Here is a 25,502-nt window from a genome sequence, read left to right as displayed (position 1 = left end):
TGTTCCAAGTATAAGGTTGGACACCCGATTAGACAAGAGCCGTGTCGCAGTATCTTGTTACTCATGGATAACCGTCTCAAAGATGGAACTCTCCTAGGCGGTTTTAAATCCGCAAGCGTGGAAGTTAATTACGAGCTGATCTTTGGACCTCTGCTATTATCACCGAAAAACGACTATAAATCCCAAATAGGATTCATAGTCGTTTATATAGGTTATCTAGCTCAACGCTCCACAATGTTTTTGGGAGATCGCTGAATTACAAGTGCTCTTTCCCGAGTCTATTTCACTGCATATTTAGCAAGAATCTTTTGATGAAGATCAAAAAATTCACTGATCAAACCTAAACTTTGTTTGTTGGACTCTTGCAGAGCAACTTTCCCCTGGTCTCTACCTATTATCATGTACGGTCCATCTTCATGTTGTTTTAAGAAAACAATGTAATTTTCCGAGTTATTCATTTTGGTATAATATTCAGGTACGATTTCAAGTTTACCAATAACTTTATTCGAGCCAGTTGCATAAGGTTCATAGATTACTATACTTTCATTTTCTTTAACATCCCCTGAAAACACCTTGTTTACGATAAGTTCACTCTCAGTCCAATACCACAACGGAAGCCCTTGATCATCATATTCCATATGATTTTTTTGGTTTCCTGTAGGAGTAACGATAGCAATGACATCAGCTTCTTCTTCTAATTGTTCAACTTGACTATACATCGGCAACTCGGCTTTTGTATGAATTTTATTTACAATCGTTTGATCTAAATAATAATATACGCTACCTAACAGTAGAACCGCTATTAACAGTCCGGTTATAATTTTTTTATTTTTATTTATTACTACCATTGAACGTTCCCTCCAATCATGATTAGTTCCCATATATCGCCTTTATACCCTTCTTATCGTCTGTTTGTGGCACTTTATAGTTATTCCAGCCGGGGACCATAACAGCAGGAGTTATATCACCATGGTCCAGCCCCAGTGAATGCCCAAATTCATGCGTAAGGGCCTTGTATTGATAATCAAGCACATATGTACTTATAACAGGATCATTTATTCGAATTCTGGAAAGTTCATATGTGCAATCCCAACAAGCAATGTAATTTCCCCAGAAATTAGTTTTATAATTCAACGCATCTGCTAGAGCAGTATCTTTAATATCTCCAGCAAACACTTTAATATGGACATAACCCGAGGTGACATTTGTCAGTTTTACTTTTGATGAGACTCCGTTCCACTGTGAAGCACCAAAGTCGACACGCCCTCCATATCCATAAGAATCTACAGAACTATCTTTCCAATATTTTAAGTCGGCTGCGCTAGAGGCCCCCCACTTCCCATCAGGTCCATTTCTTACATAGGCATATGCTTGAGAAGTAAAAATAGCGACCATCAGCAACAACAGGGATACAACTATCATTAATTTCTTTTTGTGTTTCATAATCAGGCTCCTTTATTTTTTATAATTCAAAAAATGTAAAGAAATTAATAAAAAGATTCGACCCAAACTCCCTTCATTTATATAAAATTAATTTTTTTACAAAATTACCAATTAATTAAATTTATAGTTTACATTAAATAACATGAATGGGATATAGGTCTAACGTATTGTTATTATGTCGATTCAAGTCGCTAGAAGGAAATTCCAAGTAGCCCATTGGAGGTCGGGTGCCTCATCATGCGTTGTTAAACAAGGACTTGCTTCGATTAGGCAAAGCTCGTAATCATTCTACTCCAGCCCTTTGAAAATCCGCTTGCCGCTAGCTCGGCAAGCATACTATGGCGTCTGCTAACTTCTCACAGCAAGCTTTTCTCCATGCTTCGGAATTTTTCCTACTCTCGCGTCTGTGAGACCTACCCGGGTAAGGGCGATAACTTCCCCCTCATCCATCTGTCAGATTCGGGCAGTATTGGACTTTTCTTTGTACAGCAAGCTTGTCCGTCTTACCATGCCTTGTATATGATTGCTGCTGGTCAAATCGAGGGGTTGCTCCGGCTTCCTTCAGATTTGGGATCGCCACAGACACAAAAAATGGCGGTGCAGTTCGGCTGCACCGCCATTTTTGTTCTGTATTTATATACTCAGAGCGAATAAAGGATATCACTGCATTCATGCCCCGCGAGGATGAACAGCCGGGAAGAACCACGAAGCCGTTCGGTAATCTTGCAGGAAGAAAGGAGACACTGCCCCTACTGCTGTCAACCTAGAGCTCCACTATGTACTCACTTCGTCACTCCGAAGCCGTCATCGCTGCAAAGGCTTCATCTGTAGCCACCCGACGCGCCGTGACATATCTTTTGGCGTAATACCCCTCGGTCAAGCTGCTGATAATAACCCCCTTGCTTGAGGAGGAATGCGCGAATTGGCCGTCCCCTACATAAATTCCTGCATGAGAAACGCCCTTGCCACTCGTATTGAAGAAGACCAGATCGCCTATACGCAGATCCTCCGTCTGAACCTCGGTGCCTTCCTCCGCCTGAGACTGCGAGGTTCGCGGCAGCTCGACATCATATTGACTGAGAATATGAAGAATAAAGCCCGAACAATCAAATCCGCCTGTCGTTGTTCCTCCATATAGATATGGAGTGCCCAGCACCTCGTCAATCGATTGCTGCAGCGCCGTGCCCGACGGACTCGCGAAGACACTCCCTCCGCCGATCAGAAGCATCAAGCAGGATAATACTGCCGCTACACGTTTCCTCAAGATCGAATCCTCCCTTTCAGTTTAGCGCGCGCCCGTATCACACCGTGTATCGACCGCACCGATCCAAACTATAGAGTCATTGATTCTCAACTTATTATTTGTAGTATAATTCGGCGCAGGCAAGTTTTATCCTCTGTCAGCAACATTAAAAAAAATTCATTTTATTGAGGATTCACACAAAATACAAACCCATTCCTAAAAACAATGCTCGATCTGCTCCTCAATAATTCAGTAGCAACATTACTACAGCATGATGCCACTATACACCCAGCAGCTTGTCCCACATCAGATCAAGACAAAGAGCCCGCTCTGCAGCAGAAGCAGGACGGGCAGCGAATACATCATTTAAGCTTCCTCTCCTGCAGCCGCTCCTCCAGCTTACGGATAAGGGACGGGTCAATATCATCCAACTGCTCAATGAAATGATTGACAACTAGCGGGCCAAAATCCTTGATCAGTCCTTCGGTTACCGCTCGGGTCTGCTCCACAATGAACTGCTCCTTCGTCTGCACCGGATAGAAGAGCGTTAGCCGATTGCGGCCGCCCCCCGTAGATTCCTTATGCAGAATGCCTTTATCGGCCAGGCGGATCATGACCGTCATAACCGCGTTCAAAGAAATGGCCGTTTCCTTGCTCAACTGTTCATGTGTCTGCTTGATCGTCAGCTTGCCTCTCTCCCAGAGCAGCTCCATGATTTTTGCCTCCAGCGAGCCGAAGAAACGGTTGAGTCCTCCTTCATTAAGGTTCAGCCTCTTAATCGTCATTTATGCTTTCTCCTTGGATTGCTAGTTATATGGTTATTGTAGCATTTTTCCGACAGGAGACAAAGGACCGACCATGCGGGCATAGCCTGCAACGTAGAAGCGGAGCACCTGCATGGCGGACGTACTTGGGGCATAGGATGAACATAGCAAGCCGACCGCCATACCGCAGCATGGCAGCCAGTTGCCAAGGCTTGCATACACACCCTAGGGGGGATGTCATGAAAGCAAGCTGGGGAATCGCGCTATTAATAGGGGTGCTAGCGGTCAGCTTCACGCTGCGCTATGGCGGAATTGTGGACAGTCGAAGCGATCAATCGGTCTATACCCATCAAGAGATGCGGATGGAGCTTGAGATGGAAACCGATGCAGCGTCGATCCAATCGATGGAGGAGGTGGTCTTCCTGCTGCGAGCCGCCCGGCCCTCAGGGGAGCCGATAAGTGGCGCAACGGTACACATTCGTGTGTCCATGCCGGATATGCTGTGCGGTATTCTTCCTGGCGATGCGGTGGAAACCGCTCCAGGCCATTACCGGATTACCGTCCTTCCGGTCATGCCGGGTCGCTGGCAAGCGGAGACACAGCTTAGCTGGCAGGGGAATGTCGGCAGCATGACCGCTTCATTTGACGCCCACTAAGCTTCGGTTCCCCACTCCACCTCGCAGCAGGCTCACCATAGCCAGGGGTGAACGGCTGGAATCCAGCCGCTGACGCTCATTCCCTTGAGCAGAGCGAGCATCCCCATCAGAATCGCCAGCGTCAATCCCGCTCGGCGCAGCGCATGTCGCCAGCGGCGACCGAGCTTGCCTGCCAGCAGTGCCGTCAACAGCATCGCCGGGAAGGTAGACAGTCCGAAGGCAAGCAGTAACAGCGCCCCCTGCACCCATGATCCGGTAGAGGCCGCATTCATCTGCATCGCATAGGTCAGGCCGCAAGGCAACAAGCCGAGTAGCAGTCCAGATGCCAATGGAGCTAACAACTCATGGCGTGTGCCAAGCCAGGCTAGCCTTCGTTGCAGCGGCTCCTGTCCCAGCAGACGATGGCCGGGATAGATCGGGAGTGTATAGCGCCGCCAGGCCCATAATAGAATAAGCAGGCCGCCAAGCATGCTGGCGGCCCCCTGAATGCCGACCAGGCCGCCGGCCATATTGAGGAAGGAGCCGGCCAATCCCATCAAGCCGCCAATAGCCGTATACGTCACGACGCGGCCGACATTATAAGCCAGTGCCGCCCGCATCGAACGTTCCCCCGACTGCAGCGCAAAGGCCGAGACGATCCCTCCGCACATGGCGATGCAATGCGGAGCACCGCTCAAGCCAGCCAGCACAGCCAGCGACAGCAAGGCACTGCTGATCATCCCCCTCACTCCCCTTTGTGGCCTCGCGAGACTGCATATGCTGTGACACCACCTGCTTGAGCAGAGAGCATGAGCAACCGTCGCCAGGGCAAGATGTCCATCTATATGGATAGATATGAGCTTGCCAGTCAAAAAAGAAGACGCGGTGAAGCCCTCATGTCGACCTCGTACACTGACCGCCCTGCCCGTACCGTTTGCTTATTCTATGAATGATCAAGCTGTGCGCGCTTCCACCAGGCCAGGCACAGCCCCTGAACTCTTATGTTTTTTTCTTGCGCACCGTGACGATGGTCTCTCTCTGCTCCCTCACCATACTCCATTCCCATGACATCATGCGAGCGCGATCCTGCATCATTTTCAACCCGTATCGACTGCCGCCAGCGGCTTTCTCAGGGTCCCAGCCCTTGCCGTCATCGACAATCCGGCATACCCATCCTCCCCCCTCCAGCTCTGCCTGAATCCTAGCCCTCCCTGCATCCGCATGCTTGTGAATATTGATCAGCGCTTCACGCACAATAGCCAGCAATTCGACTTTTTCCTTGGCGCTCAGAGCCAGGTCGGGAATGCTCCAGTGGCTCTCGACTTGCAGCGCAGACTCTCTGCCCAGCTCCGCGATAAGACTCTGTATGCCCTGCAGCCATGCCGCTGTCTTGGTATCCGCCGGCTGTCGCAGATTAGCTATCGCCTGTCGCACATAATCATTGGTTCGATGCACGCTCTCCTTCAGCTTGTGCAGCATTCCCTGCTCCGGCTGCTTGGTATGCTCTAGCTGCGTGAGCTGCGCATTGAGGAAGAACAGCGATTGCGCGATGCCATCATGGAGCTCCTGGGCAATCTTCTCCCGTTCCTCCATTGCCGCCTGCACAGCTTTGGCCTTGTTCAGCTCCTCCTGATTGTGCTCGATCATGGAGAACAACTGGGTCAGGAACAATAGTGACACGAGCAGCACAAATACCGGAGCCAGCCAGTTGCCCAGCTCCATGGAGATGTAGGGAAGCAAAAATTCATGCCGCACATACTCCCAGATTCCGATAGTCAATGTAGGTATCGTCAAGATCAGCCATTTGATTTGTCTATAAGTCAATGTCCCCTACTCCTCTCAGCATTCAGTCTCTCTACCATTCTACCTTGTGCAAAGCCATAGCGGCATGACTCCAAATGGCTATGCCGCCGCTTGCGCCACACTCAGGTCAACACAGCAAGCAGCGGTCTGTGACACCCGCTTCAGCATGGCTGCCGTACATTTTTAACTCCAAAGAGCTATAGAAGAAATAACGCTGCCCCCATATAATTACTCAAGTAAATTGCTCGTATAGACAAGGAGGACATCATGAAAGCCACTGTTACCCCACCCGCATCCACCCGGCCGTCCCGGGACAAGCACCAGATCGCGCCGTCTCGGCTTCTGCCCTCGCTGTACCAAGCGGTATGGAGGTGGCATTTTTACGCAGGCATCATCTTTGCGCCGTTCCTCATGATCCTCGCCTTCAGCGGCGGCGTCTACCTGTTCAAGCCACAGATCGAGGGCTATCTTTACAAGGATATGCTGACGGTGCGCGCCGTCGCCCCGGCAGCTCTGAGCGCCGACGAGCTCATTGCCAAAACGGAACGTGCTTACCCAGGAACCTCCATATCCTCCATTACTTACACGGATCAACCGCAGGAGACGATAAAGCTGAACGCTGCTCGCAACGGCGTCTCCACTACGATGTATGCCGACCCGTATACCGGCAACATTGTTGGCCTGTTGAATAATGATTCAACCTTCAGCGCCTTCTTCAAAAAAATGCATAGCCAGCTCGTTATTGGCGGCACCTGGGCCAACCGTCTGGTCGAGCTCGCGGCTTGCTGGGCATTGCTGCTGATTGTAACCGGACTCTATTTGTGGTGGCCGCGCAACAAGGCTTCGATCTGGGGAACAGTGCTGCCCCGTCTAAGCCGCCCCGGCAGCCGTCAATTTTGGCGCGATCTTCACGCGGTTCCGGCCTTTTGGCTATCCTTATTCATGATTCTGCTCATCGCTTCGGGGCTACCCTGGTCAGGGGTGCTCGGCAAGCAGATTGACCGTTTCGCCAACGCTACAAATACAAGCTATCCCCCGTATGCACTCAGCTTTATGACCAAGCCCGATGCCGTCACTGTCACCAAGGCTATAGCCGACGACGTGCCATGGGCAACTGAGAATCTTCCCGTTCCCGAATCGGCCGCAGGCGGCTATATCCCGCTGCAGGTGCAAGAGGTAGCCGAAATTGCCGACAGACAGCAGGTTCAGAAGCCATATACCATCTCCCTGCCGCAAGGCGAGCGTGGCGTCTACACCATATCCACCGCGCATTCTCGACCCGGCAACAATGCCACACTGCATATTGATCCATACAGTGGCGCCGTGCTGACTGATGTCCGCTTTGCGGATTATGGCTTCATGGCCAAGTTGATTACACTCGGGATCGCAATGCATGAAGGCAAGCTCTTCGGCTGGCCGAATCAACTGCTCGGACTCCTTACATGTATCGGCATCATGCTGATGTCTGTTAGTGCCTATACGATGTGGCGCAAGCGTAAGCCCAGTGGCAAGCTTGGTGCTCCAGGCCGCCCGCAGGAGAAACGGGTAAGACGAGGCGTCTTGCTGATTATGCTCGCATGTGGTGTGCTCATGCCCCTAGTCGGCCTTTCACTGCTGGCGGTGCTGGCGCTGGACATGCTCGTGATTCGCCGCATCCCGACGCTCAAGCATTGGTTCTCAGCATAATTCAGGAGGGACAACGATGACACAGATGAATTCCTTATTGCGGTTCGCATTGACGCTGACGCTCCTGCTCTCCCTGCTGCTGCTCAGCGCTTGCGCCCCTAATACAGCCGGCACAGACGAGCACGGTCTGCGCCCTTATCTGGCAGTGGACCTGCAATTGCCAGACAAGCTTGCTTCGCACAGTACTAGCCAGTTCAGCATAACAGTCCGTCGCAGCGGTCAGCCGGTAACAGTTGACCAGGTGACCTTCGAGCTTTGGCCGGAGGGACAGGAGGCGCTACGGCAATCGATGCCCGGCGTTCCAACTGGAGAAGGTCGATATACAGCCACGCACCAGTTGTCGGGCGAGGGCATCTATATTATCCGCAGCACCGTAAGCGCTGGGGAACTGGAGGCGAGGCCGGAGAGGCGCTTCGCGATCGGCAAGGACGCCGTGCAGCGGCTTGCCGAACTGGAGGCGATGCAGGCTGGCGGCAATCACGAGGAAGGTGCCGCCTCCGCAGGACATCATGACCACTAGTTCCTGTCTTCACCCGCTCCGAGACATGATGTATCCCCTGTGCGCCCCCTACTGAGCTAATAACCCCAAGAATGCTGTATATCAACATCCTTGGGGTTAGTTGAGTTAGAGCGCACAGCTAGTGCCAACAGATGCTCCGCTTCCTCATGGCACGATCTCCTGTTGCTCATAATGGAAGACCTGCTGCTCGGCATCGGTCACATTGACCTTCAATGTCCAATCGCCAGCTTCATTCAGATAGTCGCCTACAGCCTCATACGTATATTTGTCAAAGCCTTCAAATCCATACGGGTCAGGCCCGCCTTCCTTGAAGCTAACGGGCACAGCTAGCGCCTGGCTTCCATGTGCAAGCCTCACCTCCACCGTTGCCGGACGTCCCTTGCCCTCTGGCAGCCAGACATCGAGGCGCACGAGCTGCTTCCCGCCGGCTTCATCGCGAATGCGCAGCGACATATGCGCATCCGTGCCCATCACATGCCAGTAAATCGGCTCCTGCAGCACCCCTTTTGGCTGCGAGGAGAACTGCACCACAGCCGCAAGCAGTTGGATCAGCACCATCACACTTAATGCAAAGCGCAGGCTCTGCCCGAAGCGGAAGGAACCGCTGTCTTGTGAAGCAGAGCTCTGCCGCCGCCAGCGACGATACGCATCAGCCATAAACAGCGCTACGGTGCCAGACAGCACAAGGCTGAACAGCAGTATTGCCCCAAGCGGCTTCTCCAGCCCTCCAGATAGTCGGAGCACAGCATCCGCTATTCCGGTCACAAGCCACACTCCGCCCGCTCCCGCCGCCCATTTCATGTATCGCCGTATCAACATATCCTGCGATGCCGATCCCTTCGGCTCCGAAGCTAGCGCAGTATAGAGCGCAGCCCCCCCGCCTAGCCAGAGCGCGCCGGACAGGGCATGGACCCCCATCAGCAGCAGCCATCCGATACCTTCCACAGTGAACAGACGCTCGGCCTCATATAGATTCAATCCGAATGCCAGTCCCCAGACACCGATCACCCTCACGAACAGTGCAGCGGTCTGCGGGATGATGCCCCACACGGCGAGCAACAGACCGGCAGCCATGGCAGCCTTCACGATAGTCAGCCCATTATCCGTTCCAACCCATATAATGGACAGCAACACCGCGATCGAAGCGATCTGCTCCAATCGGTTCAAGTCCTTCCAGTTGCCCGTTACAGCGGCCTCAGGCCATATGGCATAGCGAAATATCGAGCTCCCCAGCAGCAAGAGCACGGACAGCAACTCGAAGAAGCGCCCGCATACGGCAAGCACAAGCGCCCATTCACTGCTGCTAGCCGCCTGCTGCCCATGGTTGTGTGCCCATACGGTCATCTGCCCTGTCGGGACAAGTCCCTCCCACAAGACGATAACCGCTCCTATAACCAGCGCCAGCCAACCGGCCTTCGCATTCACTCTCATGCTTTGTCCCTCTTCCATCCTACGATTCTTGGCACTGCGGCACGTACCTATTTTCTCTGTCCTGTACAGAAATGAAAATAGCTCTTATGAGCCATTCCGTAGCTACATATGAAATCATCTGTCGCCGTTCTTGACAGGCTAAGCTTCGTTTCGCATAGATATAGAAGCACATATACGGCGAGCAGCACTTATGCATCCTTATATATCAAGCCTAAACGGCTGTGTCATTCTTGGCAAAAAAAAGCTGCCGGTTATCCCTCGGCAGCTAGTTCATGCATAGCTTGTGCATGCCTATTTTCTCGTCAGAACGAGAATCAGTGTAATCAAGGTAAAAGCAATCAGCGCCAGAAACGGAATGGTTATGAACCCAAGCCAGTTAATATACTGGGCGCTGCACGGTACCCCTTGCGTACAAGGCTTGATCTCCGCCAGGCCGGGAATCTTCTGCAGCATGTAATGGAAGGTCGATACGCACATGCCTATAATCGAAAGCGGCAGCACGTATTTCCGAACGGTATGCTCGTCAAAGAAGGCCGCAATGCCAAGAATAATACTGAGCGGATACATTAAAATGCGTTGGTACCAGCAATATTCGCATGGTATGAAGCCCATTATCTCACTAAAATACAGACTTCCAAAAGTCGCGACCAACGCGACCAGCCAAGCCAGATACAAGCTGTATTGCCTGAGTGTTCTCATGCTTCAAGCCCCCTTTGATCTTTACTTGGCTTCCTGCTCGATCGCCTGCTTGATCGCCTCATAATCGAACGGATTCGCAATGACAATATTATTCACCATAATGGTAGGTGTCTGTCGAATGTTGAACTTCGTCACCAATTGATTGTCCTCTGCGATTTTTGCAGCCACCTCGTCCGATTTGCTCTGCTGCTTGAACGCTTCCTCGTCCAGACCCGGCACCGACGCGCGTGCCACCTCAAGCAGCGAGTCCGCCGTCACCCACACCGAATCATGATTCACATCCGGTTGCTTGGCGAATAGTGCGGTATGGAAATTCCAGAACTGCTCCGGGTTGCTCTTCCAGATAGCTTCACTCGCCTCCGCCGCAAGCTGAGATTCCTCTCCATGGAACAGCGTATTGATGAATGAATAGGTTGCAATGCCCGTATCGACATAATCCTTCTTCAATTGCGGCCAGATTTGCTGCTCCCATGACTTACAGCTTGGACATTTATAATCCCCGAACTCAACTACCGATACCTTGGCCTCCTGATTGCCAACGATTGGCTGGCCACTAACCGAAGGCGCCTCGGCTACCGTTTTGTTCTCGCCTTCCTTATTCTTGCTGACAGTATTCAGCGCAAACAGCGCTCCAAACAACAGAACAATGATTAAGGTATACACTACAAGACTGCGCGATTTCTTATTCTTGTTACTCATGCTCCACCTCTTCATTAATTTGAATTGTATCCTATTTCTTCAATTTATTACTTGTCTACTCATTCGACATTCACGCCGCATCCTCCTCCAAGACACGACATGTTTATCCCAGAAAGTTCAACTCTCTGTGTGCCATGGCGGCTGTCCACACACCGCTACACGCCCATCCTCCAGCTCTCCATTGGACGGAATCGCATCATCACCATCTCGCGCAGCTTCCACCTTTAAGAGAGAGGCATTGTTGCATGCTGCCCGTTATGCCTCATCATCATTCCGATGATTTATCATACCATGATAGCTGCAGCTTGAGCTACATGTCTTGAACTTCATTATACTACTCACTGTAGTTTAATGCAGCCCACCTCTGCTCCTGGGAGGGACAACGAATATATTATATCAGAACCTGGCAGCAAATGAACAGCGAACTGTAACGAAATTCTGAACATTATGCCGATTCCTCACGATGACGATTGTCGGTGGCAAAAGCGACATTTTTTTCATATTTTTAGTTAGATGGGTCAAAATAGGATTGACACCGACGTGCTTCAGATTTATCATATGAATAAGTATTCATATATTGATCGAAAGAAGGTCTTCTTATGAATGAATATCGTATAAAAGGCTTATCCTGCGCGGGCTGTGCCCAGCGTATCGAGGATGAGATCAAGGAGCTGGAGCATGGCTCCGATACGAAGCTAAGCTACAATTCCGGGAAATTGACCGTCCATCCGGACATCTCTATGGCAGCGGTCAGGAAGATTCTGAAGTCGGACGGCGCCTATATCGTCCATCCATCGCGATCGGGCAGCTCTGGTCATAATCATCATGACCATCATCACAGTGAGCACAAGCACAGCCATACGAACCATGATCATAGCCACGGCGGGCACAGTCATAGCCATGATAATGACCACGACCATGACCACAGTCATGATGCGAACGGCAAAATGCTGAAGCTGCTGATCACCTCAGCCATTCTGTATGCGGGGGCACTGCTGCTGGATGGCACTGTGAAGCCGCAGGCGCTCATTTTGCTCTATCTGGCAGCAACGATTATTAGTGGGTACACCACTTTTCTGCGCGGCCTGAAAAATCTGCTCAAGCTCAAATTCAACATCGATACGCTGATGACGATTGCACTCATCGGAGCCGTCGCTATCGGCGAATGGAAGGAAGCCACACTCGTCGCCATCCTGTTCGGACTTAACGAGCTGCTGGAGGGCTACGGCATGGAGAAGGCACGCCGCTCGATGGAGGCGCTGCTGGAGGTTGCCCCGAAGGAAGCGCTCAAGCTGGAGAATGGGAAGGAGAGGGTCGTTCCTATTGCCTCCCTGCAGGCTGGCGATCTGGTTCGCATCAAGCCAGGGGCCAAGATTCCATCCGATGGCATCATTACCGAAGGGCGCAGCTCCGTGAATGAAGCCGCCATTACCGGGGAATCACTGCCGGTCGAGAAAGAGCCGGGCGCATCGGTATTCGGCGGGAGCATCAACAACGAAGGGCTGTTGCTTGTCCAGATCGAGAAGGCTTATCAGGACTCATCGCTGGCGAAGATTCTCCATCTCGTTCAAGAGGCTCAGGAGACGAAGACGCCAACCGAGCTGTTCATTAATCGGTTCGCCAAATATTACACCCCCATTATTATGGCTATCGCTGTGCTCGTGACCATCGTGCCGCCGCTGCTTCTGGGCGGAGAATGGATGAGCTGGCTGTACCAAGGATTATCCGTCCTGATTGTTGGCTGTCCGTGTGCGCTTATCTTGTCTTCACCGATTGCGATTGTATCCGGCATTACCCGGGCCGCCCGTAATGGCATACTGGTCAAGGGCGGCGTATTTCTGGAGCAGCTTGGCAAGCTGGATGCGCTGGCCTTCGACAAGACGGGCACATTGACCAAGGGCGAGCCGCATGTCGCTGAGCTCGAGGCTTACGACGAGCAGCGCTTCTTCCGGGTCGCGGGCGCGATCGAGAGGTCATCCTCTCATCCATTGGCGAAGGCTATTATGAAGGAGGTAGAGCGGCGCGGCATCTCGATCCCCGAGCCGGAGGAGATCGAAACCTTGGCAGGCAGCGGCATCAGGGCTCGCATCGAAGGTCGCAGCTACTGGCTCGGCAATGAGAACAGTATTCGCCATATCCATATGACGGATGCGGTCAGCGGACGGATTAGCCGCTTGAAGAGCGAGGGCCTGACACTCGTGCTCGTAGCCGATGAGCAGCAGGTGCTCGGCGTATTCGGCATCGCTGACGAGATTCGCGAGGAGAGCCGCGAGGTCATCCAGGCACTACACAAGCTGGGTATCCGCCGCACCGTCATGCTGACGGGGGACCATCAGCAGACGGCCGCCAAGGTCGCGGCTGCAGTCGGCGTCTCCGAATATTACGGCGGATTGCTGCCAGAGGATAAGGTGAGCCAGATCCGCTCCCTCTCCCAACAAGGCACAGTCGGCATGATCGGCGACGGCATTAATGACGCTCCTGCACTCGCCTCGGCAAGCCTCGGCATCGCTATGGGCAAGGGTACAGACAGCGCCATCGAGACGGCGGACATCGTGCTGATGCAGGATCATCTCGGCAAGCTGCCCGAGGCGGTCTCTGTCGCCAAGCAGGTCAATCGGATCATCCGCTTCAATATTACCGTCTCGATCGGTCTGAAGGCGATCGCACTGTTGCTGACCATCCCCGGCTGGCTCACACTCTGGATTGCGATTCTGTCCGACATGGGCGCGACAGTCTTCGTCACATTGGTCAGCCTCACCATTCTGATACAGCGTCGCCAGGGTGGCGACTCGTCCCCAAAGGTAGAGAAAGAGATTGCATAATGCATAAGAGACATCGTCGGCTTCAATACATCTGCCGACGATGTCTCCCACTGTAGATTGCCACGCAACATGCTGCAGACGTCCTCTTCGGGCGGAGACAGGCTGCGACCTTATGGCGATGCGGGCAGCAATACCCGCATCGTCGTGCCCTCGCCCAGCTTGCTGACAACCCGGATTTTGCCGTTGTGGAGCGCAATAATCCGCTTCACAATTGATAGGCCGATGCCGTTGCCCCCCACCGTCCGGTCTCTTTGTTTGTCCACCTTGTAGAATGGCTGGAAGATGTTCTCCAGCTCGTCCTCCGGCATGCTCTGACCGTTGTCTGTAATCTCAATCTCAAGCCATTCATCATTTTGGCGCCCGCTAATGTGAATGGAGCCGTGATAGCCGGTGAATTTGATACTGTTCGTCAGCAGATTCATCCATAGATGAATAAGCTTCCCCTCATCTGCCGTGATGACCAGCTCCGGCAAGTCCAGTTGCAGCTCAAGCTGCTTGGCAGCCCACTGCGGCTCCAGCGCAATGATGATGTTGCGAATCTGCTCATCCAGCCGATAGGTAACGGGATGGTTCACCGTCTGCTCGTAATCGAGCGAGGATAGCTGCAGCAAATCCTCGGTCAGCCGCGACAGCCGCTTGCTCTCCTGTTCAATAATATCGAGCAGCCGGAGCCGGCTCTCTTCATCCAGCTTTTTATGCTTCAATGCTTGAGTAAAGCCTTGAATGGAGGTCAACGGAGACTGCAGCTCATGAGAAACATCTGAGACGAACTGTCTTCTTGATCTCTCCAGCATGCCCAGCTCGTGAGCCATGTGGTTGAAGCTCTCCGTCAATTGTCCGATCTCATCCTTGCGCCGCGTGCTCAGACGCAGATCGAACTCGCCTTTGGCCATCTTGCGGGTAGCTCTGGTCAGCTTCTGGATCGGCCGTACAATATAACGGGCTGAGATTAAAATAAACAGACTTCCGAACAGCATGACAATAAACAACTGGTTGCGAAACAACTGGGACAAAAACTGCTTGAATTCCCCGAAGTCTGCTTCAACAAACAGCGCATAGGGCTGTCCTTCAACTATAAACGGCAACCCCACCATCATATGCCCGAAGCCATGCCTTTCCTCATTGCGGTATACCGCCCCCTTGATGACCTGAAGCAGCGCCCCCGATTCAATCTCGTAGGCCGTCTTGCCCTCAACTCCAGCCGGGCTGTGTAACGTTCTGCCTTCCTTGTCATACAACCGGTACGAATAAATCGGAAAAGCGGTCAAGCCTTGAACCAGATCCTCGCGATTGGAGGGCGTAGCCTGCTTGTAAGACTGCACAATCGTTTTCCCATTAGCAATCATGTTATCTAGCATATAGTTTCTCAACTGTCCGCTGTACAACTGTCCGTATACAAAAAAGCTCAAAATAATGCTGATTACCGTTGAGCCGAGAAAGGCGCACAGTATCCGAATGTACAGCGATTTAATCGCGATACACCTCCAGACGGTAGCCCAGCCCCCGAAGAGTTACGATGCGGAATTCGTTCTCATACGCCTCGAACCGGTCTCTCAAGCGCTTGACATGGGTGTCTACCGTTCGCTCGTCACCATCATATTCGTAGCCCCATATTTGCTCAATCAGCCTGTTGCGTGTGAACAATGTTCCCGGATGACTTGCCAGCATGAGCAGCAGCTCGAACTCCTTGAGCGGAATCGATTCACTGCGTCCGTCCTTATATCGCACGAGATAGCTCGTTTTGTCCAGGGTAATGCCGCCCAGCATCACCAGCTCGGAGATCGAGATGAGATAGCGCTTGAGCAGCGCCTTTACCCGCAGCACCAGCTCCATCGGTTCAAACGGCTTGACCAAATAATCATCTGTACCAAGCTGAAAGCCCTTGATGCGGTCAAACGGCTCCCCCTTGGCCGTCATCATCAATATCGGCTTGTCACCGGACTCGCGGAGACGGCGGCATAGCTCCCAGCCGTCCATGCGCGGCATCATCACATCCAGCACGACAAGATCAACCGGATAGCTCTGGCAATACGCCCAGGCCTCCTCGCCATTGGCCTTCTCGACAACCTGCATCCCTTCATCCTCAAGGTATAGCTTGACCAACTCCCGAATATGCGCTTCATCGTCTACGACCATTACTGTCGTCAGGTGCGCTCCCTCCCTTCTATCCACTGGATCACGTTCTTAATTACCACTGTTCTTGTTCCTGTACATCGTGTCGGCTCCATGCGAGATGATAAATGACCGGTACAACAATCAGAGTCAGCATCGTAGAGCTGAACAAGCCGCCGATTACTGTAATGGCCAATCCGCCCGAGATGAGGCTCGTAGTGGAGCCGGATAAAGCCAAGGGGACTAGCGCCAGCATCGTTGCACATGCGGTCATCAAGATCGGGCGCAGTCGCGTCTTCGACGCTTCAACGATAGCTTCGGTCAGGCCCATGCCGGATGCGCGATTGTTCTCGACCCGATCCAGCAGGACGACGGCATTGGTCACGACGATGCCAACGAGCATCAGCATTCCGATCATGCCGCTCATCGAGAGCGGTTGTCCCGCAATCAGCAGCGCACCGAGCGCTCCAACCGGAATGAACACAAGCGAGGACATGATGATCAGTGGTGTCCTTAGTCCGCCGAAGGTGATGCTCATGACCAAAAATACGAGTCCTACTGCGGCTCCCATAGCTATGCCTATGTTCACAAAGCCTTCACTAATCATCTCCAGTCCGCCTCCGACATTGGCTTCGACGCCCTCTGGAAATACGAGGCTATTCAGATCGGCTTCAACGCGCTTTGTTACCGCTGACACCTCGTCCTCATTTTTTACCGTAGCGCTGACCTTGGCATACATCCGTCCATCATCATGATTGACTGTAATCCAGGCATTCTCTTCCGTAATGTCCGCTATTTCTTTCAGTTGTCTGATTCCCCCCTGTGTCGCAATCGGTATGCTCTCCAATTGCTCCCGGGACACGATGTCCTGCTTGTAGGATACGGTTATGCTTCTGGATTTGTTGTCCAGCGTGTAGGTTCCTGCATCCACAGGACGCAGGCGCTCGCCGACGGTCTGCATCACCAGATAAGGGCTGACGTTCAGATCGATCCCCTCCTGATTCAGCTCGATCCCCCATTTTGGAGTCACTTCATTCATATTGTTGGCAATATCCTTCACATCGCCGTTTTGCTTCAAGAGCGCCTCGACCTGCTTCGAGGCTTCCGCCAGACTCTCCACATTAGACGAGTACAAATTCACCTCGATGGTATTGCCGGTCGGTGGGCCTTGCTGCTCGCCCTCCTTAACCTGGACGGCTGTGTCCGGCACCGCGGCAGCGGCTACGTCTGGCAGCTCTGCATTCAATTGCTCCACGACGTGCTTCATATCTGTTCCTTCAGCGAACTGCACGTTCACCGTCGCCTTGTTCTTGCCGCCCGCGGAGAGGATCGGTCTTGCTCCACTGCTCCCGACAGACGCCTGATAGCTCTCCAGACCGGTCAGCTCCTGCACATAGTGTTCAATCTTCGCAGTGACGTTATCCGTCTGCTCCAGGCTGCTCTGGGCGGGCAAGACAAGCTCGATTGTTGCATTGGGAGTAGCGCTTGCCGGAAAGAAGACGATGCCGAGCGCCGGGATCAGACTTAGCGAGCCAATCAGCAGCGCAACCGCCGCTGCAAGCACAGTCTTCTTGCGCTTCAATGCGCCACGAATGATGCGCTCAAACCGATCTGCCAGCCAGCTCGGCTCTTTATGCGCCTTGACATTGCGGAAGTACCGACTGCCAAGCACTGGAATCAGCATAATCGCGACGAGCAAGGAGGTGACAATGGAAATGACGACCGCAATTGAGAACGGCCGGAAAAATTCTCCGATAATGCCACCCACGAAAGCAAGCGGTGCAAACACGACTACAGTAGCAATAGTGGAGGAAGCGACAGGGCCAATTACTTCCTTCGTAGCCTGATAGGCAAGCGCCTTGCCCTTGAGCTGGTTACCCTTTTCCTGGCGCCATCTGAATATATTTTCGATTACCACAATGCTGTCATCCACAATTCGTCCGATCGATACCGCAATCCCGCCCAATGTCATAATATTGAGTGTATAATCCATCTGGTTCAGCACTGCGATCGTCGCAAAGATGGAAATTGGCAGGGAAAGAATCGAGATCAAGGTGGCTCTTACATTGCGCAAAAACAGGAAAATGATGAGCACACAGAACAGCGCTCCGTATAGTCCTTCCTTCACCAGTCCATCTACCGACTTGTTGATTTCCTTACCCAGATCGGTAATGACATGCACATTCAGCTCTCCGCTCTGCTCGTAGGCAGCCAGCGCCTCCTTAACGGCATCGGCGACATCCGCCGTGTTCGCATCCTGCTCCTTCACCACCTCCACCACATAGCTCGGCTCGCCATTGAAGCGAACAAGCTCGTCGCTGGAGGTCGAAGTGCGAATCTCGGCGATGTCGGACAGCACGAGCGGCTGGCTTCCAGCCGCTGACGCCTCCGCTCCCGCTGACGCAGCACCTCCCGCCGGAAGCTGGCCTTGGGCCATCGAAGAAGGCGATGTCCCCCCTGCACCAGCCCCTGAAGCAGTCCCTGCGGCAGAACCTCCCGGAGGCTGCTGCCCCGAGCCACTGGTGCTTGCACTCGGCGAGGCGGCTGCTCCGAGCTTAAGCTGCTCCACCTGCTCCAGGGATTGCAGCTTGCCGGTCAGGCGAATCGGGATGGTGACGTCATCTTGTGAGACAGCCCCCAGCGGCAGAGCATAGTCGGCCGCTTGCAGCGCACTCTTGATCGAGCTGAGAGAAATACCAGCTTGCGCAGCCTTTTCCTTGTCGACAACAATCTCCAGATGCTCAGAGGCGATCCCCTTGAGCCGCACCGAGTAGACGCCATCGAGCTTTTCCAGCTCCGGCGCAATGACCTCCTCCAGTCTGGTTTGCAATGCTTGAGCATCCTCTGTCGCAGAGAAGATGGCTGCTTGGTAGATCGGCTGCGAATTCGCAGACTGCCTAAGAAAGCTCACTGTCGCGTTGTCCGGCAAGTCCACCTTGTTGACGGCTGACTCGATCTTTGCCGATAGCTCGTCCATATCCGAGCCGAACGGGTATTGAATAATAATACTTGCCATGTTCTCCGAGGTCGTGCTAGTTAACGACTCATAGCCCTTTACGGACTGCAGACTAGCCTCGATCGGCCCGGTAACCGCAGCTTCAATCTCTTCGGTCGACGCTCCCGGCTGAGCGACCTGAATGAACACCGCGGGAAATTCGAGATCCGGGAAGGTCTGCTGCTTGATCTGTGTTGCAGCAAACAAACCGTAACCCATAACCAGCATACATAGAATGACAACCGCTGTTCCATTTTTCAGACTGAATTTTGTCATCCAGCTCATCTGTAACCTCACCTTTCTAATCTGTGTCTGAATTGAATTATACAGGCTGTTTTTGTACACAATTTGTACGGCGCTAAAAACGTCGGATACAGGCCGGATTCTGCCCGCCGTGATTACTGACGATTAATGGAGCCACTCATCTGACATATGGTCAGTTCATCATTGAGCTTAAGCTGCTGAAAATATAAGCTTTTTACGTGAACATCTATACTTTATCAGGTTCGACACCAACTGTATTTTTGATACAATAGAGTTATGCGTCTGCAACCAGAATAGATTACGATACGGAGGATTGGACATGAATGAACCGGTAAAACCAAATGAGCCGCTCGTCAAGCATATCTACACTGCTGACCCGTCCGCTCATGTATTTGAGGGCAAGCTATACATCTACCCTTCTCACGATCTTGATCATGAGAACGTATCCAATGATAATGGTGACCAGTATGATATGGAAGACTATCATGTACTGTCCCTTGACAGCCTTGATGCGCCTTGCGTCGATCATGGGGAAGCGCTTCATCTGCGCGATATTCCTTGGGCGAAGCAACAGCTATGGGCGCCTGATGCAGCCTACCGCAATAATACGTACTATCTGTTCTTCCCTGCCAGGGACAAGGAAGGAATCTTCAGACTCGGCGTAGCGACAAGCCCTTCGCCATCAGGGCCGTTCACTCCTGAGCCGAACTACATTCCGGGCAGCTTCAGCATCGACCCGGCTGTCTTCATTGATGAGGACGATCAGGCTTATATCTACTTCGGCGGACTGTGGGGCGGACAATTGGAGAAGTGGCAGACGGGCACTTTCGTCGAGGACGCAGAGGGGCCAGAGCCATCGGCTCCAGCGATTGGCCCTCGTGTAGCCAAGCTGAGCGAGGACATGCTCTCCTTCCAGCACGATGCATTGGAAATCTCGATCCTTGACGAGAACGGCCAGCCGCTGACCGCTGGCGATGAGGAGCGCCGTTACTTTGAAGGGCCGTGGATGCACAAATATAACGGAACCTACTACTTGTCTTATTCGACCGGCTCAACGCATCAGATTGTGTACGCGACCAGCGACAATCCGCTTGGCCCGTTCACCTATCGCGGTGTCATCCTGACGCCGGTGCTCGGCTGGACGACGCATCATTCGATCGTAGAATTCCAAGGCAAATGGTATCTGTTCTATCATGACAGCTCGCTCTCTGGCGGCGCCAACAATAAACGCTCTGTCAAATTTACCGAGCTGCATTACAACGAGGACGGCACCATTCAGATGATTCCTTATCCGTCCTAGAGCAACCTAATGGTAGCAAGCTGATATGCTCCTCTCTAGGGCGTGTCTGAAAACTCTGAACGGAACAGATCTGGCCGAATTTTCGTTCCAGGCAAGGCGCTTTTTCGCAGGCGTACCGGGGGTACGTCAAGAAAAAGCAACGCAGCATGGGGCGAAAAGGCGGGGAGAGATGCCCTTGAACGGGTGTTCAGACACGACCTAGATAGCTCTGTATCTGTAGAGAGAACAATATTAGAATGTGAGAAATACAGCCGTAGCCCTGAATTCGATGGAATTCAGGGCTACGGCCGTTACATGACTAGGGTATGTATGCAAGCTCCGCAGGGGGCGGATGGTGCCGAATTTTCGTTCCATGCCAGGCGCTTTTTTTGCAGGCGTACCGGGGTACGCCTGCGAAAAGCAACGCAGCAGGGGGCGTAAAGCCGGGGATAGATGCCATTATGCGGGTTTGCATACACGCACTAATTTTTCAATGCTAATATAAAATACAGCGCGGCAACTTCAGAAATATCAAGTGTCGAATCGAAAATATCAAAAGTAACTAGATTGGATTGAGGCGGCATTAATCCCGCCGGTATCGCTTCAGCAATTTTTTTATTATGTATCGAGAAGCGAACAATCCGGTCAGCAAAATCTTTTTTGATCCAAACTTGCTCATCATTTTTGGTATATAGAAATTGAGGGTTCGTTTTAATTTTAGTTTTGCTTTCCATTTTGTGCTCATGATCCCCTATGAGTATTCTCCAGCGCTCAACGATCAACGTTTTGAAGTTGTTCACCTCAACTACATGCAGAACCAATTGTTTGTCGCTACCATACACTTTTACATTATTTACGAAGTTATCGAAGATCAAATTAATTGCACGTTGTTTCCAATTGGCATGATAGCGCTGTATATAACCAACGATCTCCCCCGTCTCATCCTTTATGTCGCATATAGCTCTGCTATTTTTAAAAAAAGGAAACCGAATCGTATACTTCATATCATATACCTCGAATAATAGAGATAACAAGCCGACTTGGGATACTTAGACAACCTGTCCCTTACTGAATAAATGAAAAGAATTAACAATGGAATACATAAGCACAGACAGAAGAACCGCCAACCAAGTCTTCTTCAATCCAATTCCCCCTCATCTACTATCATATTTAATCACCCAAAATTTATCAACTATAAACAAAATTGCATAATATCATTTCGTTATCTTGCGCTTCCATTGCTCCTGTTGTCCATCCGACGTTATTTCAGGGTATACTTAGGAGGAGGGGGGATCAAGTATGAAGGATGAGTTGATTCTAGAGACATCAGATCGCCGGCAGGCGGATGGGAGCGACCGCGTACAGCAGGAGCAGCAGCTCCCTAGGCCACTGACGGAGGAGCAATGGCGAGCGGTTCGGGATAATGATTCGTCCTATGATGGTCGTTTCTTCTATGCTGTGAAGACGACAGGCATTTTTTGCCGTCCTTCCTGCAAATCCAGGGTACCCAATCGGGAGAATATCGGCTGGTTTCATTCGTCGCAGGAAGCGTTGGCCGCCCAGTATCGCCCCTGCAAGCGATGCCGACCTACTCTTGAACGATGGCCCGATGAGGAATGGGTTGCCGCTATCGCTCGCTATGCAGAACAATATTATCGCGCCCCGCTTTCGCTAGAGGAGCTAGCACAGTTGAGCCATGGAACCCCCTATCATCTACATCGCACCTTCAAACGAATCAAGGGGGTCACGCCCCTGGACTATATTCATAGCTTGCGAATCAATGAGGCCAAATCACTGCTCGCACGCTCGCCGCTAAGCATAGCCGAAGTGGGCCGAGCGGTCGGCATGACCAACACCTCTTATTTCATTACACTATTCAAGAAAAAAACCGGCCATACTCCGAACGCCTATCGGCAGTTGCATCAACAACAGCAGCCGCACGCTTAGCCCGTTCGGCCGTAATAGGCCGGTCATGCGATAGAACTCATGGAACAGAATTACACAAGCAGAATCGGCAGAAGCCGCTCTGCACGGAGAGGAGAATGAATCATGTCTGTCCCAACCCCAATCCTGTACTGGTCTGTGCTGGAGACTGAGGACTGGAGGCTGCATCTGGCAGCAACGGAGGAGGGCCTATGCTTTGTCGGCGCACAGGGTCAGCCGTACACCGAGCTGACCGACTGGGCCTCTGCACGTTATCCTCGGCATGCGCTGGCGCGCAATGACAGCCGGCTCCAGCCCTATGCAGCAGAGCTCGCAGCTTTCCTGCTAGGCAAGCCAGAACACTTCGCCCTGCCGCTTGCCTGCCGGGGGACGTCCTTTCAGGAGAGTGTCTGGCAGGCGCTCCGCGCAATTCCTTATGGAGAGACCCGATCGTATTCGGATATTGCCCGGGCAATCGGCAAGCCAGCGGCTGTGCGGGCAGTCGGAGCTGCGATCGGCGCTAACCCGGTACTCATCGCTATTCCCTGCCATCGAGTCGTCGGCAAGAATGGCACGCTGACCGGCTATCGCGGCGGCTTGGACATGAAGAGTCGGCTGCTAGCAATGGAGTCGGGCCGCCCGCTAACAGCTACGGTGGCTGCTTCTGCCTCCGTTGAGATACGCTGACGCTAACAGCGCCAGAGCCCTGCATTCCTCGGCTATTGTCCTGCGACAACGTTAACCAGCACTACTGCTGCCTGCCTAATGTCTAAACCTGACTTCGACATTAGGCAGGCAGCAGTGCGGTTATGGTCATCAGGCGTTCCCCAGGCTTCGAGCCGCGCTCCGCATAGCGCGGATGGCCTCCTTATCGTTAGCGCTGACGCGGCGCGATTCGACTATTTTTTGCAGCGCCTTGCTGTATGTCGCCTGATCCAGTGAGCAGTGCTGGAGATAGGCCATCGTCCGCTCGGGCAGCCTCGCGAAACAGACCGATACCGCCCAAGCTACTGCCATCTTGACGTAGTAGCCATCATGCCGTATCTGATCTAGCAGCGCCAGCACCTGTTCGATATATTCTTCATCTACATAGTAGTTCAGCAGCATCACCACACCGAAGCGCAGCTCATACTCCTGTGCCCCCCGCAGGTACGGCTGCAAGAACTGCCAGATGCGCGGACGGTGTGAGGCCGTGATCTTCAACCCCGAGCAGAAGCTGTCACATACCGACCAATTATCGATGCGCGGCACGAATGCAGCGACCTGCTGCAGAACCTCCTCCACATCTGCCCGTATATACCCGATCACCATGCCCTGCAGCATGACTTCCTCAAACCATTCTCCATCAGCGGTGGCCAGATAAGCGGCCCAGTCGCCGCGAGCGATCTGCTTGGCCAACGCCCGCAGATGAGGCAGACGTACCCCCATCATCGGGCCAACCTCAGGAATTAATGCCGAAGCAAATGCCCGGTATGACTCCTCTGCAAGCTCCTGCAGCTTGGTTCTGATCTGCTGCTCCATCTTTGCCGTCGCTCCTTTTGCCTTCATGAGTATCTATCCCTGCCGCAACATCCTTGCCACTCATGCAGTTGGCTCAGCGGTCTTTAGTCTAATGATACCGCAGCGACGGGAGCCTGCCCATGCTCCAGGAATGAAACAGCAAGATCGCGTTACCCCATCAGCCGAAGCCGCGGGTGAAGCCGTTGCCTTCTCACCTTCTTGCCTTAATGCCTTATTGCCTTCGTATCTACTCCCCCATGATCTGCGCCAGCAGCTCATACGAATGCAGACGCGCCTGATGGTCATAGATTTGACCCGCCACAATCAACTCATCCGTTCGCGTCTCTTCAATGATCGTATCGAGCTTGCGCTTGACGGTATCCGGGCTGCCGACAGCCGAATATTTCAGCATCTTGCCATAGACCAGAAGCTGCTCCTGGGCTGTCCACCGCCCATCCATCGTATCTACCGGCGGCTTTAGTCCGCCCCGTTCACCACGAATCAGGCTCAGGAACTGCTGCTCCTGCGAGGTCGCCAGCCTCCGGGCCTCCTCGTCCGTTCCAGCAACGACCGCATTGACCCCAATCATGACGTAAGGCTTCTCCAGGACAGCCGATGGCTGAAAATGGCGATGATACAGCTCCAGTGCCTGCAACAGATAATCCGGGGCAAAATGACTCGCGAACGCAAACGGCAAGCCGAGCTGACCCGCCAACTGGGCACTGAAGCCACTGGAGCCAAGCAGCCAGATTGGAATGTTCAGCCCCTCCCCCGGAACGGCGCGCACACCGGGAACACCGCCTCCCATCGCCGGATTCAGATACGAGCGCAGCTCGTGAAGCTGTTCGGGAAAGTCATTGCCGTCGCTATGAAGGCCGCGCCGCAGCGCTCTCATCGCTGGCTGATCTGTGCCAGGCGCGCGCCCAAGCCCAAGATCAATCCGTCCCGGGAACAGCGACTCCAATGTGCCGAATTGCTCGGCGATCATGAGCGGTGCATGGTTCGGCAGCATGATGCCGCCCGATCCGACCCGAATGGTCTGAGTATGCGCAGCGACATGACCGATAATAACCGAGGTCGCCGAGCTGGCGACGCCCGTCATGTTATGGTGCTCTGCCAGCCAGTAGCGGTTATAGCCCCACTGCTCCACATGCTGTGCCAGATCGACCGTATTGCGAAACGACTGGGCAGGTGTCCCCCCATCTAATACAGGCGCAAGGTCGAGCACCGATAATTTCACTTGATGATTTGCCATCTTACATCAGCCTCCTATTCAATCATTCTGGCAACATTACTGGCAATCCGGTTCATATACGCTGTCATCGCCGCGATTTCATGATCTGAGAAATCACGGGTCATCTCCTCCAGGCATTGCCTTCGCTTCGCTTCCAGCTCCATAAGCTCCGCCTTGCCGCTGTCCGTCAAGGAAATCAGCGTCACACGCTTATCCTGCTCAGGCTTGCGGCTTGCAATCAATTGCTGCTGCTTCAACTGCTGCAGATGACGGGTGATAGCCGCCGCATCCAGCCCGAGCTGCTGCTGCAGCTCCAACTGGCTCAGCTCTTTGCGTCGCTCGATAGCATGCAAAATCTCCAGCTTCGTACAGCTCGTGCTGACCGAGGCGGTAAAAGCCTGACCCATCTCCTTCACAAGCACATGCAAGCGGTACAGCAGCCTCTCGCGA

The 25,502-nt window shown here is 52.8% G+C and carries 23 protein-coding genes; 7 read left to right on the top strand and 16 right to left on the bottom strand.

Annotated elements, in window-relative coordinates:
• Nucleotides 1-278: 278 nt before the first annotated feature.
• The 4 genes from ACY1JZ_RS07955 to ACY1JZ_RS07940 all read right to left on the bottom strand — a co-directional run bounded on the left by ACY1JZ_RS07955 (nt 279) and on the right by ACY1JZ_RS07940 (nt 3,471).
• Nucleotides 279-848: a hypothetical protein gene (locus ACY1JZ_RS07955; protein WP_462628778.1), complete on the bottom strand. Its 570-nt coding sequence runs from the start codon at nt 846-848 to the stop codon at nt 279-281.
• A 22-nt stretch (nt 849-870) separates the two neighbouring features.
• Nucleotides 871-1,443: a matrixin family metalloprotease gene (locus ACY1JZ_RS07950; RefSeq protein WP_462628777.1), complete on the bottom strand. Its 573-nt coding sequence runs from the start codon at nt 1,441-1,443 to the stop codon at nt 871-873.
• Between the two features lie 790 nt (nt 1,444-2,233).
• The gene (locus tag ACY1JZ_RS07945; RefSeq protein WP_270165460.1) at nt 2,234-2,707 is read right to left on the bottom strand and encodes a C40 family peptidase; all 474 of its coding nucleotides are present in this window, start codon (nt 2,705-2,707) and stop codon (nt 2,234-2,236) included.
• Between the two features lie 341 nt (nt 2,708-3,048).
• Nucleotides 3,049-3,471 carry a BlaI/MecI/CopY family transcriptional regulator gene (locus ACY1JZ_RS07940; RefSeq protein WP_462628776.1) on the bottom strand — a complete coding sequence of 141 codons (423 nt, stop codon included), beginning with the start codon at nt 3,469-3,471 and terminating at the stop codon, nt 3,049-3,051.
• Between the two features lie 218 nt (nt 3,472-3,689).
• Between ACY1JZ_RS07940 and ACY1JZ_RS07935 the strand changes: the two genes are divergently transcribed.
• Entirely contained in the window at nt 3,690-4,106 is a 417-nt protein-coding gene (locus ACY1JZ_RS07935; RefSeq protein ID WP_270165464.1) for a FixH family protein, read from the top strand.
• 32 nt (nt 4,107-4,138) lie between these two features.
• On the opposite strand, the gene ACY1JZ_RS07930 is transcribed toward ACY1JZ_RS07935, so the two are convergent.
• Entirely contained in the window at nt 4,139-4,825 is a 687-nt protein-coding gene (locus tag ACY1JZ_RS07930) for a sulfite exporter TauE/SafE family protein (RefSeq protein ID WP_462628775.1), read from the bottom strand.
• Between the two features lie 259 nt (nt 4,826-5,084).
• On the bottom strand, nt 5,085-5,909 hold the full coding sequence (locus tag ACY1JZ_RS07925) for a sensor histidine kinase (protein WP_462628774.1): 825 nt from the start codon (nt 5,907-5,909) through the stop codon (nt 5,085-5,087).
• 246 nt (nt 5,910-6,155) lie between these two features.
• Here ACY1JZ_RS07925 and ACY1JZ_RS07920 point away from each other — a divergent pair, with 246 nt between their 5' ends.
• Nucleotides 6,156-7,574 (top strand): PepSY-associated TM helix domain-containing protein, encoded by a 1,419-nt coding sequence (locus ACY1JZ_RS07920; RefSeq protein ID WP_462628773.1) that lies wholly within the window; start codon nt 6,156-6,158, stop codon nt 7,572-7,574.
• Nucleotides 7,575-7,590: 16 nt separating this feature from the next.
• Complete coding sequence (locus ACY1JZ_RS07915) at nt 7,591-8,094, top strand: FixH family protein (protein WP_462628772.1); 504 nt, start codon at nt 7,591-7,593, stop codon at nt 8,092-8,094.
• Nucleotides 8,095-8,238: 144 nt separating this feature from the next.
• Here ACY1JZ_RS07915 and ACY1JZ_RS07910 read toward each other — a convergent pair whose 3' ends face one another.
• From ACY1JZ_RS07910 to ACY1JZ_RS07900, 3 genes are all read right to left on the bottom strand, one after another.
• Nucleotides 8,239-9,525 carry a CopD family protein gene (locus ACY1JZ_RS07910; protein ID WP_462628771.1) on the bottom strand — a complete coding sequence of 429 codons (1,287 nt, stop codon included), beginning with the start codon at nt 9,523-9,525 and terminating at the stop codon, nt 8,239-8,241.
• 291 nt (nt 9,526-9,816) lie between these two features.
• Nucleotides 9,817-10,224, bottom strand: a complete 408-nt coding sequence (locus ACY1JZ_RS07905; protein WP_462628770.1) for a disulfide oxidoreductase — start codon at nt 10,222-10,224, stop codon at nt 9,817-9,819.
• Between the two features lie 21 nt (nt 10,225-10,245).
• The gene (locus ACY1JZ_RS07900; RefSeq protein WP_462628769.1) at nt 10,246-10,923 is read right to left on the bottom strand and encodes a DsbA family protein; all 678 of its coding nucleotides are present in this window, start codon (nt 10,921-10,923) and stop codon (nt 10,246-10,248) included.
• 599 nt (nt 10,924-11,522) lie between these two features.
• On the opposite strand from ACY1JZ_RS07900, the gene ACY1JZ_RS07895 reads away from it, so the two are divergent.
• A complete protein-coding gene (locus ACY1JZ_RS07895; protein WP_462628768.1) occupies nt 11,523-13,745 on the top strand; it encodes a heavy metal translocating P-type ATPase in 2,223 nt (740 codons plus the stop codon).
• A gap of 110 nt (nt 13,746-13,855) precedes the next feature.
• Here ACY1JZ_RS07895 and ACY1JZ_RS07890 read toward each other — a convergent pair whose 3' ends face one another.
• Genes ACY1JZ_RS07890 through ACY1JZ_RS07880 form a run of 3 tightly spaced genes read right to left on the bottom strand, consistent with a single transcriptional unit; the run spans nt 13,856 to nt 19,137 of the window.
• Nucleotides 13,856-15,202 carry a sensor histidine kinase gene (locus ACY1JZ_RS07890; RefSeq protein ID WP_500862384.1) on the bottom strand — a complete coding sequence of 449 codons (1,347 nt, stop codon included), beginning with the start codon at nt 15,200-15,202 and terminating at the stop codon, nt 13,856-13,858.
• Between the two features lie 10 nt (nt 15,203-15,212).
• On the bottom strand, nt 15,213-15,893 hold the full coding sequence (locus tag ACY1JZ_RS07885; protein ID WP_462629057.1) for a response regulator transcription factor: 681 nt from the start codon (nt 15,891-15,893) through the stop codon (nt 15,213-15,215).
• A 40-nt stretch (nt 15,894-15,933) separates the two neighbouring features.
• A complete protein-coding gene (locus ACY1JZ_RS07880; RefSeq protein WP_462628766.1) occupies nt 15,934-19,137 on the bottom strand; it encodes an efflux RND transporter permease subunit in 3,204 nt (1,067 codons plus the stop codon).
• A 298-nt stretch (nt 19,138-19,435) separates the two neighbouring features.
• Here ACY1JZ_RS07880 and ACY1JZ_RS07875 point away from each other — a divergent pair, with 298 nt between their 5' ends.
• Entirely contained in the window at nt 19,436-20,416 is a 981-nt protein-coding gene (locus ACY1JZ_RS07875; protein ID WP_462628765.1) for a glycoside hydrolase family 43 protein, read from the top strand.
• A gap of 461 nt (nt 20,417-20,877) precedes the next feature.
• Here ACY1JZ_RS07875 and ACY1JZ_RS07870 read toward each other — a convergent pair whose 3' ends face one another.
• Nucleotides 20,878-21,399 carry a tubby C-terminal domain-like protein gene (locus ACY1JZ_RS07870; protein WP_462628764.1) on the bottom strand — a complete coding sequence of 174 codons (522 nt, stop codon included), beginning with the start codon at nt 21,397-21,399 and terminating at the stop codon, nt 20,878-20,880.
• A gap of 295 nt (nt 21,400-21,694) precedes the next feature.
• Between ACY1JZ_RS07870 and ACY1JZ_RS07865 the strand changes: the two genes are divergently transcribed.
• Nucleotides 21,695-22,342 (top strand): bifunctional transcriptional activator/DNA repair enzyme AdaA, encoded by a 648-nt coding sequence (locus tag ACY1JZ_RS07865; RefSeq protein ID WP_462628763.1) that lies wholly within the window; start codon nt 21,695-21,697, stop codon nt 22,340-22,342.
• 102 nt (nt 22,343-22,444) lie between these two features.
• The gene (locus tag ACY1JZ_RS07860; RefSeq protein ID WP_462628762.1) at nt 22,445-23,005 is read left to right on the top strand and encodes a methylated-DNA--[protein]-cysteine S-methyltransferase; all 561 of its coding nucleotides are present in this window, start codon (nt 22,445-22,447) and stop codon (nt 23,003-23,005) included.
• A 129-nt stretch (nt 23,006-23,134) separates the two neighbouring features.
• On the opposite strand, the gene ACY1JZ_RS07855 is transcribed toward ACY1JZ_RS07860, so the two are convergent.
• The 3 genes from ACY1JZ_RS07855 to ACY1JZ_RS07845 form a co-directional block, all read right to left on the bottom strand.
• The gene (locus tag ACY1JZ_RS07855) at nt 23,135-23,839 is read right to left on the bottom strand and encodes a DNA alkylation repair protein (protein WP_462629056.1); all 705 of its coding nucleotides are present in this window, start codon (nt 23,837-23,839) and stop codon (nt 23,135-23,137) included.
• A gap of 226 nt (nt 23,840-24,065) precedes the next feature.
• Nucleotides 24,066-25,073, bottom strand: coding sequence for an LLM class flavin-dependent oxidoreductase (locus tag ACY1JZ_RS07850; protein ID WP_462628761.1), 1,008 nt, complete (start codon nt 25,071-25,073; stop codon nt 24,066-24,068).
• Between the two features lie 14 nt (nt 25,074-25,087).
• The gene (locus ACY1JZ_RS07845) at nt 25,088-25,474 is read right to left on the bottom strand and encodes a MarR family transcriptional regulator (RefSeq protein WP_270172619.1); all 387 of its coding nucleotides are present in this window, start codon (nt 25,472-25,474) and stop codon (nt 25,088-25,090) included.
• Nucleotides 25,475-25,502: the final 28 nt, after the last annotated feature.

Source organism: Paenibacillus sp. J5 (assembly GCF_054955055.1).
The sequence above is the reverse complement of the archived record's forward strand: the minus strand, read 5'-3'. Positions and strand labels throughout refer to the sequence as shown.

What these genes read in the sequence shown, in the direction of transcription:
- ACY1JZ_RS07895 (WP_462628768.1), top strand. Translation starts at nt 11,523, where the DNA reads ATGAATGAATATCGTATAAAAGGCTTATCCTGCGCGGGCTGTGCCCAG.
- ACY1JZ_RS07915 (WP_462628772.1), top strand. Translation starts at nt 7,591, where the DNA reads ATGACACAGATGAATTCCTTATTGCGGTTCGCATTGACGCTGACGCTC.
- ACY1JZ_RS07880 (WP_462628766.1), bottom strand. Translation starts at nt 19,137, where the DNA reads ATGAGCTGGATGACAAAATTCAGTCTGAAAAATGGAACAGCGGTTGTC.
- ACY1JZ_RS07875 (WP_462628765.1), top strand. Translation starts at nt 19,436, where the DNA reads ATGAATGAACCGGTAAAACCAAATGAGCCGCTCGTCAAGCATATCTAC.
- ACY1JZ_RS07920 (WP_462628773.1), top strand. Translation starts at nt 6,156, where the DNA reads ATGAAAGCCACTGTTACCCCACCCGCATCCACCCGGCCGTCCCGGGAC.
- ACY1JZ_RS07870 (WP_462628764.1), bottom strand. Translation starts at nt 21,399, where the DNA reads ATGAAGTATACGATTCGGTTTCCTTTTTTTAAAAATAGCAGAGCTATA.
- ACY1JZ_RS07935 (WP_270165464.1), top strand. Translation starts at nt 3,690, where the DNA reads ATGAAAGCAAGCTGGGGAATCGCGCTATTAATAGGGGTGCTAGCGGTC.
- ACY1JZ_RS07855 (WP_462629056.1), bottom strand. Translation starts at nt 23,839, where the DNA reads ATGGAGCAGCAGATCAGAACCAAGCTGCAGGAGCTTGCAGAGGAGTCA.
- ACY1JZ_RS07930 (WP_462628775.1), bottom strand. Translation starts at nt 4,825, where the DNA reads ATGATCAGCAGTGCCTTGCTGTCGCTGGCTGTGCTGGCTGGCTTGAGC.
- ACY1JZ_RS07865 (WP_462628763.1), top strand. Translation starts at nt 21,695, where the DNA reads ATGAAGGATGAGTTGATTCTAGAGACATCAGATCGCCGGCAGGCGGAT.
- ACY1JZ_RS07860 (WP_462628762.1), top strand. Translation starts at nt 22,445, where the DNA reads ATGTCTGTCCCAACCCCAATCCTGTACTGGTCTGTGCTGGAGACTGAG.
- ACY1JZ_RS07850 (WP_462628761.1), bottom strand. Translation starts at nt 25,073, where the DNA reads ATGGCAAATCATCAAGTGAAATTATCGGTGCTCGACCTTGCGCCTGTA.
- ACY1JZ_RS07900 (WP_462628769.1), bottom strand. Translation starts at nt 10,923, where the DNA reads ATGAGTAACAAGAATAAGAAATCGCGCAGTCTTGTAGTGTATACCTTA.
- ACY1JZ_RS07910 (WP_462628771.1), bottom strand. Translation starts at nt 9,525, where the DNA reads ATGAGAGTGAATGCGAAGGCCGGTTGGCTGGCGCTGGTTATAGGAGCG.
- ACY1JZ_RS07905 (WP_462628770.1), bottom strand. Translation starts at nt 10,224, where the DNA reads ATGAGAACACTCAGGCAATACAGCTTGTATCTGGCTTGGCTGGTCGCG.
- ACY1JZ_RS07950 (WP_462628777.1), bottom strand. Translation starts at nt 1,443, where the DNA reads ATGAAACACAAAAAGAAATTAATGATAGTTGTATCCCTGTTGTTGCTG.
- ACY1JZ_RS07955 (WP_462628778.1), bottom strand. Translation starts at nt 848, where the DNA reads ATGGTAGTAATAAATAAAAATAAAAAAATTATAACCGGACTGTTAATA.
- ACY1JZ_RS07940 (WP_462628776.1), bottom strand. Translation starts at nt 3,471, where the DNA reads ATGACGATTAAGAGGCTGAACCTTAATGAAGGAGGACTCAACCGTTTC.